At 61.4% G+C, this 12,886-nt stretch carries 10 protein-coding genes and 1 pseudogene; 9 read left to right on the top strand and 2 right to left on the bottom strand.

Translation table 11 applies throughout. The features are described 5' to 3' along the window. Positions 1-455 precede the first annotated feature (455 nt). From MUN23_RS00600 to MUN23_RS00590, 3 genes and pseudogenes are all read left to right on the top strand, one after another. Positions 456-2,126 (top strand): annotated as a pseudogene (locus tag MUN23_RS00600) (Mu transposase C-terminal domain-containing protein). A gap of 2 nt (positions 2,127-2,128) precedes the next feature. Further along, positions 2,129-3,037 (top strand): TniB family NTP-binding protein, encoded by a 909-nt coding sequence (locus tag MUN23_RS00595; protein ID WP_371876021.1) that lies wholly within the window; start codon positions 2,129-2,131, stop codon positions 3,035-3,037. Next, the gene (locus MUN23_RS00590; protein ID WP_248761615.1) at positions 3,034-3,981 is read left to right on the top strand and encodes a TniQ family protein; all 948 of its coding nucleotides are present in this window, start codon (positions 3,034-3,036) and stop codon (positions 3,979-3,981) included. The genes MUN23_RS00595 and MUN23_RS00590 overlap by 4 nt, the downstream gene beginning before the upstream one ends. 17 nt (positions 3,982-3,998) lie before the next feature. Here MUN23_RS00590 and MUN23_RS00585 read toward each other — a convergent pair whose 3' ends face one another. Next, a complete protein-coding gene (locus MUN23_RS00585; protein WP_248761613.1) occupies positions 3,999-4,580 on the bottom strand; it encodes a recombinase family protein in 582 nt (193 codons plus the stop codon). Between the two features lie 576 nt (positions 4,581-5,156). Here MUN23_RS00585 and MUN23_RS00580 point away from each other — a divergent pair. The 3 genes from MUN23_RS00580 (at position 5,157) to MUN23_RS00570 (ending at position 7,260) form a co-directional block, all read left to right on the top strand. Next, the gene (locus MUN23_RS00580) at positions 5,157-5,618 is read left to right on the top strand and encodes a hypothetical protein (RefSeq protein WP_248761612.1); all 462 of its coding nucleotides are present in this window, start codon (positions 5,157-5,159) and stop codon (positions 5,616-5,618) included. Beyond that, complete coding sequence (locus MUN23_RS00575) at positions 5,618-6,418, top strand: hypothetical protein (protein ID WP_248761610.1); 801 nt, start codon at positions 5,618-5,620, stop codon at positions 6,416-6,418. Before MUN23_RS00580 ends, MUN23_RS00575 begins: the two co-directional genes overlap by 1 nt. 455 nt (positions 6,419-6,873) lie before the next feature. Then, entirely contained in the window at positions 6,874-7,260 is a 387-nt protein-coding gene (locus MUN23_RS00570; RefSeq protein WP_248761609.1) for a GIY-YIG nuclease family protein, read from the top strand. Here the strand turns inward: MUN23_RS00570 and MUN23_RS00565 are convergent. Next, on the bottom strand, positions 7,257-8,135 hold the full coding sequence (locus tag MUN23_RS00565; RefSeq protein ID WP_248761607.1) for a response regulator transcription factor: 879 nt from the start codon (positions 8,133-8,135) through the stop codon (positions 7,257-7,259). The two genes, MUN23_RS00570 and MUN23_RS00565, sit on opposite strands and share 4 nt — an antisense overlap. Positions 8,136-8,454: 319 nt before the next feature. On the opposite strand from MUN23_RS00565, the gene MUN23_RS00560 reads away from it, so the two are divergent. The 3 genes from MUN23_RS00560 (at position 8,455) to MUN23_RS00550 (ending at position 12,508) form a co-directional block, all read left to right on the top strand. Beyond that, positions 8,455-8,949 carry a hypothetical protein gene (locus MUN23_RS00560; protein ID WP_248761605.1) on the top strand — a complete coding sequence of 165 codons (495 nt, stop codon included), beginning with the start codon at positions 8,455-8,457 and terminating at the stop codon, positions 8,947-8,949. A 1,256-nt stretch (positions 8,950-10,205) separates the two neighbouring features. Further along, on the top strand, positions 10,206-11,762 hold the full coding sequence (gene istA / locus MUN23_RS00555; RefSeq protein WP_248761051.1) for an IS21 family transposase: 1,557 nt from the start codon (positions 10,206-10,208) through the stop codon (positions 11,760-11,762). Next, positions 11,759-12,508, top strand: coding sequence for an ATP-binding protein (locus MUN23_RS00550; RefSeq protein WP_248761053.1), 750 nt, complete (start codon positions 11,759-11,761; stop codon positions 12,506-12,508). The genes istA and MUN23_RS00550 overlap by 4 nt, the downstream gene beginning before the upstream one ends. Positions 12,509-12,886 lie beyond the last annotated feature (378 nt).

Below are 12,886 nucleotides of genomic sequence, written 5' to 3'. Positions count from 1 at the left end.
TCCACACCTTCTGCTCACCTTCGAGGGGTGTCATGGAGCCCATCGATCCACCAAGCCGTTACAGGGTACCGTGAGGCCCCGCAGCCGGGTGGCCCCGCGGGAGGCCCCGAGGTGGGATGCCGTCGCCTCAAGTCTCCTCCGGCACAGAACCCGTGACAATGAAGAGTTGTACGGCGCCAAATTTGGGGCAGCTTTTCACCGCCCGCGTCTAACTCGCCCGAGAGATCTTGGCGGTAGCCTCCGTCTCGTAACCTAAAGCTTTTCGAGACACCGGCGTCTCACTTCGAGAGGGTCACAGGAATCTGCGCCAGGCCTGTGTCACTTTCAGAAGCTGATTGCGCAAAGCTCCCCGTGTTTTCGGGGTTGTGCAGATGGCTTGTGAACCCTGGCCGGTCGGTACTCCTCTGCACTAAAGTCGCTTCTGTTCGGTACTCCTGTTCCCAAAGGAGGCAGGCATGGACGCCGATCCGGTTCGCATTGTTGCGCGGGGACAGCTGACGATGTCGGATGCTGCGTGGGAACAGGCCCGGAGCCGGGCTGCGGTGATCGGATCGTTAGCGGCACGGGGCACCACAGGGATTGCGGCCGCTGACAGGGCAGCCATGGAGCTCGGTGTTTCCCGCCGCCACGTTTACGTGCTCCTGGGCAGGTACCGCCAAGGTTCCGGTCTTGTGACTGATCTTGCGGTTCGCCGTTCCACTGGTGGCAAGGGTGGGAACCGTCTGCCTGAGCCGGTTTAGGAAATCGTTCGCGATTTGATTCGCAGGCGGTTCCTCACACGCGAGAAGTGGAGTGTGGCGGCGCTCCACCGCGAGATCGCCCGCGCTTGTGCGAGGCAGGGATTGAAGGCCCCGACCAGGAACACGGTGGCCCGGCGCATCGCGATGCTGAACCCGGTTGAGGTCGGTCGGCGCAGGGAAGGCCCGGATGCTGTGAGGACGTTGCAGTCCTCTGGCGGTGACGTGCCGGTGACCGGTTCGATCCTGGACCAGGTGCAGATCGATCACACGGTCATTGACGTGAATATCGTGGATGAGCGCGAGCGTCGATCGATTGGCCGCCCGTATTTGACCGTAGCGATCGATGTGTACAGCCGGACGCTCGTGGGCATGGTCGTCACGTTGGAACCGCCCTCGGCCGTGTCCGTGGGGTTGTGCCTTGCCCACGCCTCCGGGGACAAACGACCCTGGCTCGAACGGCTCGGCGTCGAGGCGGATTGGCCGATGAGCGGCAAGCCGAAATCGTTGTTCCTGGATAACGCGGCGGAGTTCAAGAGCGAGGCATTGCGGCGCGGGTGCGAGCAGCACGGTATCAGACTGGCCTACCGGCCGCTGGGACGACCGCATTATGGCGGCATTGTTGAACGCGTGATCGGCACGGCGATGCGCATGATCCATGAGCTGCCCGGAACCACTTTCTCCAATCCGGCAGAGCGTGGCCGGTATAACTCGGAAAAGATGGCCGCGCTGACTTTGCCTGAGTTGGAGCGATGGTTGGCGCTTGCGGTCGCCCGTTACCACGGCAGCGTGCACAGCACGTTAGGGCAGACACCGGCCGGGCAGTGGTCCGCCGGTATCGCCGCGACCGGGGCACCTTCCGTCACGACGAACCAGACGTCGTTCCTGGTCGATTTTCTTCCAGTCATCCGCCGTACCCTGACCCGTACCGGATTCGTCATTGACCATGTCCATTACTTCGCGAACGCTTTGAAGCCCTGGATCGGCCGGCGGGAGCGTCTGGGGCGATTCATCATCCGGAGGGATCCGCGTGATATCAGCCGGGTGTGGGTCTTGGAGCCGGAGGGCCAGCACTATGTGGAAGTCCCCTACAGGTCGATCTCCAACCCTGCCGTCAGCGTGTGGGAACACCGGCAGGCGCTGGCCCGACTACGCGAACGCGGCGCCGCCCAAGTCGATGAGGCGGCGCTGTTTCGGACGATCGAACAAATGCGCCAAATCACCGAGACCGCCGCCAGAACGACCAAACGCGTCCGGAGAGAAGCGGAACGCCGCAAGCACGCCGGCGCCGCACACCCAGCCAACCGAGCATCGCCGGTTCCGGCGCCACCGGATGCAGACCCTACAAGGGTTCCCATTCGACCGTTTGAACAGATAGAGGAATGGTGACCGTGGACGACAACCGGACGCAGGACCTAACGCATCTGCACACGGTATCGAGGGAACTGGCAAGGCTGCCATCTGCTGAACGGCTGCACCGTATCCGTGCAGACCGGTGGATCGGGTATCCGAAGGCCGTCGACGCAGTGGACCGCCTGGAAATGCTCTTTCATTGGCCGAGGAAACAGCGCATGCCCAACCTCTTGCTGGTCGGGCCAACAAACAACGGCAAGTCGATGATTGTTGAACGGTTCCGCAGAAAGCACCCGCCCGTGATGGGGGCAGACCGTGAAAACATTCCGGTCGTGTGCATGCAGATGCCCTCGGAACCATCTGAGCTTCGGTTCTACACGGCACTGCTTTCCGCGATTGGTGCGCCGTTTCGGCCACGGCAGCGTCTCGCCGACATCGAGCGGCTGGCGCTCTCCCTGCTGCGTGAGGTGGGTGTGCGGATGTTGGTGCTCGACGAGTTCCACAACGTCCTGGCCGGCCGGGGCGAGACGCGGCGTGAGTTCCTGAACCTGCTCCGGTTTCTGGGCAACGAGCTCCACGTTCCCCTTGTCGGGGTCGGCACGCGTGAGGCATACCTTGCCGTGAGGTCAGATGACCAGCTCGAGAACAGGTTCGAACCGTTCGTCTTGCCCCTCTGGGAGGTGGGCCACGAAACCCGGTCGCTGCTGGCCAGTTTCGCCGCCTCGTTCCCTCTCCAATCACCGTCCTCGATCGATACCGAGGACATGGCCCGGTACCTGCTCGCACGCAGCGAGGGCACGATCGGAGAGCTCGCCCACCTTCTGACTGCCGCCGCGATCGCCGCAGTTGAAAGCGGGGAGGAGAAGATCAACCACCGGACGCTGACCATTGCCGATTACAGCGGCCCCAGCGAAAGGCGCAAGCTGTTCGAAACACAACTGCTGTGATCGTCTCGCGCCGCTGGCCAGTACATCCTGCACCGCTGCCCGTCGAGGCACTCTCATCGTGGTTACGGCGAATCGCCGTTCACTACCATGCCAACCTTGACGATCTTGCGTCGGACTTGGGCTATGCACTGGACGGGCCGGAAGAAATCGACACCTACCCGCCCCCTGGATTTACTCGCGAGCTGGCACGGCGAACCGGTCTCGACCTGCACCGGATCCAGAGGATGAGCCTCAGCGGCTGGGCACCCTGGCTCATTGACCAAGCGGAACCGGACGCTGCGGCGTTCACGACCTACACCCGACAGTTTTCCGTGCTGCTGCCGGCCGGAAGGCGGCGCCCGCGGGAACTCCCCACCTGGCAGGCATGGCTTCCCTCAGGACCGGCATTTCGGGCATGCCCGAAATGTATTGCGACGTCAACACCGCCGTACCCGTACCAACTACTTTGGTTGCTTTCACTGACGCTTAGCTGCCCTTTTCACCGTTGCCTCCTAGAACCGCGCGCGAAGACTGTCAGTTACTTCTCGGACTGGGAGCGCAAGCCACCAACACCGAGGCTTGCCTCTGCCACGGTCCTGGCCATGGACAGCAGAACCTGGCACGCCATGACAACGGGATCGGTCGACCTGCCGCGGCGGCAAGTGCACGCCGGAATCTGGTTTCGCCTTCTCCGGACGATTATCGACGAGCTGGGAACAAGCGTCTCCGAATGTCGTACCGCGGGCCGCTTGATCAGACGCCTCTGGAAAGAGTCGGGCTATCCCCACCGGGTGGGTCCACTGAGGTGGCACCCGCACGAAGGCTATCCGCTCGACGTGCAACTCCGCACTCTCGAAGCAACCGCGACAACCATCCACCTCCTCGAAAGCAAAATCCTCGCAGGCCAAGGGCCGGACGCAGCATTTTTCCTGCCTTCGCCGTCTGGGTCCATGGAGGAGCTTTAGGGGAGGCCGTGACGCGACTAGTTAGTGAGTGCCCGCGACCGTCTGTAAAACGTTGCCCGGGACATTCCGAGATCGCGGGCAACCTGCGCAGCGGGCTCGCCGCCTTCGACCAGGCGGACAGCGCTTCGTACCTGGCTGTCAGTGACCCGGCGCGGTCGGCCGCCCAGGTCCCTTCCGGCCTCTCGGCGTTTGCTGATGGAATCGGTAACGCGTTCGCGCTTGATCTCGTGTTCCATTTGCGCCAGAGCCGCCATGATCGTGAACAACATCGACCCCATGGGTGTCGAGGTGTCGACGTCCCCACCGCCGAGGTTCAGGACGCGCAGGCCCGCGCCTCGGTAGCGGAGTTCGTCGGCGAAGGCGAGCATGTTCAGCGTGGATCGTCCGAGCCGGTCCAGCGTCGTGATGACGAGGGTGTCGCCATCGATCAGCGCCTCGAGTGCCCGATCGAACTGGGGTCGTGAAGCTTGCGCCCCGGACATGCCGTGGTCAACGTAGAGGTCATCGCGCCGGACGCCAGCGGCCAGAAGATCCGCCTGCTGCCGGTCGGTGGATTGCTGCCGAGTCGAAACGCGTGCATAACCGATCAGTTTCGTCATGGCTGCTCCGATGTGTCTCATAACTAACGGTGGATACACCGATTCAACCAGAAGGTTGTAAGACATAGTTACGAGAATCGCCGGCCGCGGACGAACTCCAGCGATCCCACGGAAATGAAGGCACTCTAGTCGCCGTGGTCGCTCAGTCGGTGAGACGTCTCGTATCCCAAGGGCTGCGAGACTGCCAAGTAGTTCGACCTTCACGGGGCGAGAAATAGGCGGGTCATACGGGCTTTCCCGACACCAGCCTCCTCACAGGCATAATTCACAGGTTTCGCCCTTCCCACAACCGCCCGGCACCCGTGTGTGAGCGTATAGACCCGCGCTGCCAAACAGGTGTACTTTTCAGCTGTGGAAGGCTTCACGAACCCTTCGGACGCCGACCGCGAGTTTCAAGAGCTCCGCAGGCGGGCATACGGCCCGGATCAAGACATAAGTGTCGACCCTCCGGCCCTAGCGAGATTGCGCGAACTTGAGGCCGCGAACCTCGATGTCAATTCTCTGCCGATTGCCCCGGCGAGCAAGAGTGCGGCAGACTCGGAGGCCCCCGCCGACGCTGCCTCGATAGAACATCCGGTGCCAAAGTGGCTTCGCCTTGGCCCGGCCGTTGGCGCACTGGTCCTCGCGGGCGGGATCGTTACGACGACCCTGCTGTTATCCGCGCCGCGTCCTGACGCCACTCTTCATCCGACCGGCGCCGCGGTCGATAACCAGCTCTACGAACTGGTGGTCGGGGGAGCACCCCGGTTGGTGATCGAGCCCTCAACCCTCCGCGGATACGGGTCGTATCTCGGTGTCGAGATCTGGTCCGGGGTGAACGCGTTCGACTCGCCGTGTCTCGTGGCAGTGCACCGGGCGAGCGGTAATCTCTCAGAAGCTCGCTGCGCTCCCGCTCCAGCAGATCTCATTATGGACGTCTCCTCGTCCGGCGATGGGTTTGAAGGATTCGAAGGACGCGCCGGCGACGGCATCATCCGATTCGTACTTCGTGACGACACGGTGGATGCTTACGTCTACCTCATTCCGGAGGCGGGTTGATGGACCCATCCTCATCCCGGTCCGATGCTGAGCGCGAGCTGGACGAGCTCCGCAGGAGGGCATACGGTCCGCATCCGGATATCCAGTCCGACCCCGCAGCGCTGGCAAGACTGGCGGAACTGGAGGCGGCACGCACCGCGAGTCCCCGCGCCGCCACACCAGGCACCGACGTCACAGCACCCGCTGCAGCCCCGGGTTCCGGGTCAGTTGCTCACCCCACCTGGACCAGGATCGTTGACGAATGGCCGGACTCGACAACCAGCATCGTGGCGGAGTCCAGGATTGGACCGACGTCGTCGATCTGGCGTCGGCTCACGGCAACACGAGTCCGCCGTTACTCATTTATTGCCGGCGCGCTGGCAGTCTTTCTTGCCGGTGTGTTCACCGTGGCATGGATCGTAAGACCGCATCCCGATGCCACTTTGCATCCAGTCGCAGACGAGGCAGACGTCGTCGTTCTCTCAATGCTGGAATTCCTGTCAACGCTGGAATTCCCTTGGGGGGAAGCTGCCGGCCAATCCAGCTTCCGCGGCTATCAGCAGTATCGGGGAGTCGAACCCTGGTTCTTCGTGGACGGACGGGGCTACCGGTGCTTCATGCTCATCAGTCGTTCCGGTCCCTTTGTAGACGGCGCCAATTGCGTGCCGCCCGGGGTCGATCTTTTTGCAGACATCGGCGGCGACTCCCTTTCGGCCGACGACGGCATGGAAGACCTCCCGAATGGGAGCATCGTCCGGTTCCACTACCGCGGCGACTCCGTGGACGTCTTCCTCTACCCAGCGTCGTCGAAGGCAGAATGAGGCTTGAACCCGAAAGTTAGGCCGTGAGCTCAAATGCCCTATATGCCGGCATCTCCCGCCGCCGCCCCATCCTCGGAGCCGGGCGCCCCTCGCGGTCCCCAAGAAAAATGCGCAGATTAGCGTGTGGCATGGCTCTATTGTTCCCTCCGCCGGAAGCTCGAAGCCCCGAAGGCGCAAAGGGTGCGCCCCCCAGCAGACTTAGTGTCTCAAAACCTCTGCGCCTTGAAACCCTAGGCCTGTGAGACACGATGTTGCGGTTATCCGTGAACTGGCTCGTGACTGTTAATTGAGCTGTGACTGTTAACCGAAAATGGCGGTTAAATCGCAGTTCAAGATGGCGGTTTCGAGGTTCCGTTGGCGTCTTCGGTCGGTCGACGCTCCAGTCGTCGGACTTGCCGGTCAATGAAATCGTTTCTCGCAGGTGGTGCCTTCGGCGCCAGTCCGACCCGTCCAGCGTGGCGTTCCCGGGATTTGATTCGCTCCTTGTTAGCTTCGACGAGCTCCAGGCGGTCATCACCGACGACCGCTACGGGCAGTGGCGGACGGCCCTCAGCTCCGTGCAGGGCATCTACCTCATCGCCGACACCAGTAACGGCAGGCTGTACGTGGGGAAGGCCGACGGCGCCGAGCGCTTCTTTGGCGGCTGGAGCGAGTATGCCAGGAATGGCCACGGCGGCAACGTCGCGCTCCGGGAGCTGGCCGACGCCCGGCACCGGCAGCACTTCCAGTTCAGCATCCTGCAGGTCTTCTCGCCGAGCGCGCCGGCCGCGCAGGTCGATGCAGCTGAGACCCATTTCAAACGGGCACTGCTCACTCGGCAGTTCGGCATGAACCTGAACTAGCGGCCCAACCTGTCACCCGAAGACGGTGTCCCCATGCCGGTGGGCCACCACCTATTCGCCGTCCTCGTGGTGCCTGTCTCGACTTCGGGGTGTTGATTCTGCAGAAAAGTGGCAGGCGCTGGTTTCAATAATCCGAGCTCATATGCCCTTTGAACTGCCATCAGGCGGTCGCATACGTCCAGCTTGCGGTAAATGTGTTCCAGATGTTTTCCAGCGGTGCGGGGCGAGATGTTGAGCCGCCGCGCCAGGCTCTCTGCGGTCAGGCCCATGCTCAGTAAGGTCAAGATCGCCATCTCGCGAATCGTCAAACCGCCTGTGGAGCTCTGGATGGGAGCCTTGGCATTGGTAGGCGCAAGCCCAAGGTGGAGAGTAAGGCCGGTCAGGATTGGTTGCAGCAGTCTGGCCAAATCAAGCTCTTGTTCCGTGAAGTCACGGTCAGGTCGTTGGATAACGTAGGAGTTAAAGTCGCCTCCGCCTATTTGCAAAGGTATGCACAACTGCTGGTCCACGTTCCAGGGGTGGGCCATCTCCTCCCAGGCCTGTTTTAGCCTTTTGCCGGCCAGAGCGTCAGGAACCCGCGCGAAGGACTGTGGTCCCATCTGACCCGTAAACGCGTACCAACGCAGCAGCGGTTGTTGTCTGAAGTCATAGCCTCCAGGCGGCTCGCCGGGGATGAAATTTCGGGGCCAGCAATCAAGGAGGTGATTCTCCCATTCATGCCCCACACGGTTTCGCGCGGAGCACGCACCGTTAAAAGACTGATTAAGGAGCTCCAGGAGCTGCTCCTCATGGCGCAAGGACAGTCCCAGCGGCTGCTGAAGGATTTCTCCAACGAGCTCCAGCCATGTGCGGTACTGCGCGTCATTACGCTCCACGCCTGAATTGTAGACGCAAGTGTGCTGTGGCGACACAGGAAATGCTTCCCTCGCAGGAGCTGCGGCTGATCCGATGTACGTAAGAGTGCGTATGGGACCAATTGCCCCTGTTAAATATTCTGGGTGGTAGCAGGGATTCCGCCGTTCCGGCCGAGGACCTGATGTTATCCGCCGCCCCAATTGCGGGCAGCAGTCAGGGCATGACCCGTACTGTATCCGGCGTGCGGTCTCCTCCGCTCCGTGGTGGCACGTCACCAATGAAGCTTTGCAGCTTCGCAGCAATGGAGCTTTGCAGCTTCGCAGCAATGGAGATGAACCAATGAATACAAGAATGCGGCGCCTCGCGCCAGCGGGAATGTTGGCAGCGCTGATGCTCGCTGCCTCGCAACCGGCTTGGGCGTCCGATTTCGGACCGATTACAGACCTGCCCGGGTGCCCCGAGTTTGAAATTTCCGTGAGCGGGACTGGCGGGAATCAGATCACCAGGGTTGTCAAGACCAAGAACGGCTTTACGCGTTCAGTGACTGGCGGTGATGGCTTCATCCTTACTCTGACCAATGAGTCGACAGGCAAGTCGATCGAAGTTCCGACATACGGGTCGGTCACAACCAAGACGGTGGCACCTGACGGTTCGACAACATTCAAACTGACGGGTCAAAACGTGTTCGTCTTCTTCAATACAGACACCGGCGGTGCTCGGACGATCTTGTACACGGGCAATGCCGTCATCACTAACGACCCGGCGGGCAACTCGACGTTCCAGAGTCTTTCCGGTAAACAGCAAAACCTGTGCCCCGCCCTCGCTGCCCCCTAGCAGTGACACTGGCGGAGTGACCTCCAGCAGCTCCAGGCAAGTCAACCGTCTGACCTCGAACTGCAATCCACGCTGTAGGGCCGCGGTCTCTGCGGCCCTACGACCCACGCTCACGTCCCAGCATCTCGGTCGTGCTGGTCGCACTGCCAAGAGGCTCGTTGGTCGCCCGAGCGGCCCCCACTACAGGCGCGCTTCAAGATCAACAGGAAGCCCGGGTGTGACTGTTAGTTCGGCATGGCGGTGTTTTCACAGCTCGATTTGGCGGTTTTAGCTGGATTCCAAGGTAAGCAGGACCCCTTCCCCGCGGTAATTTTGCGGCCATCTTGAAAGACTATTTGGGTGATTTTTCCGCCGGCGCCCAGCTAGGGCCGATCCGAGGACTGGCATTCTTCAAGTGATTCTTCAATTTCGGCTACACGGGCATCTTTGAGGAGTGAAAAAGCACACCGTTGACATCGCAGGAGGGGTGAGAGCAAGGTGTTCCATATATTGCCTTTCACTTAGGGCTCGTGGTGGAGTTTGCCGCCTCGGCGGTGCCGAGGGGTTGCCGGTCCACAACCTTGTTTCCTAGGTCGTCTGGGGTAAACAGTCAGGTTTCAAGACATGCTGCGCCATCTTGAACTGCGATTTAACCGCCACTCTCCGCTAACAGTCACAGTGCGCTGAGCACATATCGTCATGGTCTCCACTGCTCCTCCGGCGGTGAACACATAAATGTGAATGTGAAGGACCCCACTGGGGGAGCTTTCCGTGTTAGGGCGTCCAGCCCGTAGGGAAGACTGCCAGAAAGACATTTGGTCCGGCAGTTGTCGTTTACTCGTTTATGTCGAATAAACAGTGTTCATCGGAGATCGATCATGACTATAAGTGTGTCTAAATTTCTTAGTTCAGCATTTGCCGCTTGTGTAGTTTTGGCGCTTAGTGCTGCACCAGCACCGGCCGCGAGCAGCAGCGGCGGGCAGACGTACGTGGATAATTTTTGTATAGATCGCGGAGTTTTTCAAGTTTGTCGCGATGGGCGCGCTCAGTACAACGTCGTCCAGACCCCTAGTGGGAACACGCTGTATGAGATCAATGCCAAGTACGTCTACACCACTACTGAATATTGGCCTTCAGGGGGTCCAGAGGTGGTGCGGGTGAGCGCCGTGGTCGGAATCCCGATTGGCGTGGGTGAGCGCCAGTGTCGGTGTGGGTGAGCGCCATCTGTAAGGCTCCTTCCACCACGTGAGGGCCACGTGGCGGAAGGATTACCGGCAATGGTACGGAAGATCAAGGCGAAACTGGTTTTGCAGTTTCGCAATCAAGGCCTATCGGGCAGGGCTATCTCGTCTGCTCAGGGCATGTCTCGGCACAGCGTTCAGGCGGTGATCGAGGCTGCTGATCGGGCAGGGCTCGGCTGGGATGACGTTGCTGATTTGTCTGATGGTGAGGTTTATCTGGCGCTATTTCCCGGCCGCGGGGTGCGCGAGAGCGTGTTTATGCAGCCGGATTGGGGCCAGGTGCACCGGGAGCTGGCCAGGGTTGGGGTGACGTTGAAGCTGCTGCACCAGGAGTACGTCGACGCATCCGGTCGGGCGGGGCAAGCGTCGATGAGTTATGACCGGTTCTGCAGGCTTTATGGCGATCACGCGATGGTCACTGGCGCCTCGTCCCGGGTCGGCCACAAGGCTGGCCGCAGCATCGAGGTCGACTGGTCTGGGCCGACGATGCAGCTGGTCGATCCGGCAACGGGAGAGGTCTCGAAGGTGTATTTGTTCGTCGCGTGTCTGCCGTTCAGCAGGTATGCGTTCGTGGAGGCGTGCCTGGATATGCGGCAGGATTCGTGGCTGCGCGCGCATGCGGAGATGTTCGCGTTCTTCGGCGGCACGGTCCCGCGGCTCGTGCCCGACAATCTCAAGACCGGGGTGATCTCTCATCCGCGCGAGGGCGAGGTCGTGCTCAATGACGCGTATCGGGAGATGGCGGCGCATTATTCAGCGGCGGTACTACCGGGCCGAGTGAGGCACCCGAAGGACAAGGCGAGCGTGGAAAACACTGTCTCGCACGTCGCCACCTGGGTGATTGCCGGGTTGAGGAAAGAGGTGTTCACGAGCCTGGCGCAGTTGCGGAGACGGATTCGGGAGCAGATCGATGCCTATAACAGGCAGCCGTTCCAGAAGCGGGAGGGCTCCCGGCTGAGCGTGTTCACCGCCGAGGAGAAGCCGGTGTTGCAACCGCTGCCGGCGGTGGCGTTCGAGATCAGCACCTGGACCTATGGGCGCAAAGTTGGGCGCAACGGCCACGTGGTCTGGGCGAAGAACTTTTACTCCGTGCCGTTCGCGCACATCGGCTCGAATGTTGATCTTCGTGTCACGGAGACCATGCTGGAGATCTATCGCAGCGATGAGCGCCTCACCAGCCACCTGCTGCTGCCAGCGACGACGGCGAACCAGCATCAGACGAACGAGGCGGACCTTCCGGAGGGTCGCAGCTGGCAGGCGTGGGACCGGGCCCGGATCGATGAATGGGCGTTGCGGATGGGCCCGGCAACCGTGACGGTGATCAGCAAGATCTTCGAGTCCGTGCGGGTCGAGGAGGCCGGCTACGACCCCGCGCTGGCGGTGCTGCGCCTGTCCCGCCGGTTCTCCCCGGCCCGGGTGGAAGCGGCCAGCCAGCTCGCGCTGCGGGGGTCGATACGATCGCCCCGCTACGCCCACCTGCGGCCGATCCTGGATACCGGGCAGGACAAAACCGGGATCGTCCCTGATGAGCCGGAGGGAGACGATGGCGGATACGTGCGGGGCGGCGCCTACTACGCCGGAGGGGCTCGATGAGCCGCCTGGATGCGGAGACCAAACGCAAGCTGCGCGAGATGAACGCGGGCGAGTTGCTGGAGGCCATCGATACCCAAGACGAGAGGCTGAGTATCAGCTTGCCGTTCGAGGATCGTGTCCGGCTGGTCGTCGATGACGCCTATTCGTCGTTTACGCATTCCAAGGTGGCCGGCTTGATCCGGCGGGCAGGACTGCGTTATCCGAACGCGGATTTGCGTCGCATCGATCTTCTCGACGAGCGCGGTCTTGACCGGCAGCTGCTGACCCAGCTGGGCACCTGCTCGTTCGTGGGCAGGCAGCAGAACGTCGTCTTGCAGGGGTTCACTGGGTCGGGGAAGTCGTATCTGGGATGCGCGGTCGCCAAACGCGCCTGCGAGCACCGAATCCGCGCACATTACGTCCGTATGCCAGACCTCGAGGAAGAATGGGTCGCCGCGCAAGACAGGCCCGGCGGTTCCGGTAAATTCCTGCGAAAGTATGCGGCATTCACGCTGCTGGTCATCGACGAGTGGCTCCTGGATCGACCCACGGAACCGATGCGAGGCATGCTGCTGGAACTGATGGAGCGCCGCTACGGCGAGACCTCAACAGTGTTCTGCACTCAGTATTTGCAGAAGGACTGGCACCAGCGGCTCGGCTCCGGCGTCCATGCGGACGCGATCATGGACCGGATCATCCACAACACGATCTGGGTCGAGACCGGCAACTACAACATGCGCGAACACGCAGCACTCGTGAGCGCCTAATCCTGTGACAGAGAGCGTCAGCGGCGCCAAGCCACGCGACTGCTGGCGCTCTCTGGCACGATCCCCGGCGCTCAACCGCACGAATGGGTGGCGCTCAGGGCTTCAAATACTCAACTACAGTAAACGGAGTCTTCTATTATTCCGTAGAAGGATCCGATCATTACCAGGATTTGTTCATGAAAGGCGAGCCCCAGGAGAACCATTACCGCGGTTCCCTTGCCTACACCAGGGACGGGCAGACGTGCACTACCTCCTGGCATTACCACTTGGCTAACGGCCAGATACAGTTCATTAACGACGATTTTGATTGCGTCCCCGCCTGACCGTGGCGGGAACCGTCACGCGCAGTTTCGCGGCCCTTGCAGTGCATCGCTTGCA

It is taken from the genome of Pseudarthrobacter sp. SSS035 (genome assembly GCF_023273875.1).
Taxonomy (GTDB): Bacteria; Actinomycetota; Actinomycetes; order Actinomycetales; family Micrococcaceae; genus Arthrobacter.
This window is presented reverse-complemented; position numbering and strand designations above follow the sequence as displayed.

Bases quoted from the DNA above. Each gene is read 5' to 3' on its own strand.
- istA (WP_248761051.1), top strand. From the start codon at position 10,206: ATGGTACGGAAGATCAAGGCGAAACTGGTTTTGCAGTTTCGCAATCAA.
- MUN23_RS00550 (WP_248761053.1), top strand. From the start codon at position 11,759: ATGAGCCGCCTGGATGCGGAGACCAAACGCAAGCTGCGCGAGATGAAC.
- MUN23_RS00585 (WP_248761613.1), bottom strand. From the start codon at position 4,580: ATGACGAAACTGATCGGTTATGCACGCGTTTCGACTCGGCAGCAATCC.
- MUN23_RS00560 (WP_248761605.1), top strand. From the start codon at position 8,455: ATGAATACAAGAATGCGGCGCCTCGCGCCAGCGGGAATGTTGGCAGCG.
- MUN23_RS00575 (WP_248761610.1), top strand. From the start codon at position 5,618: ATGGACCCATCCTCATCCCGGTCCGATGCTGAGCGCGAGCTGGACGAG.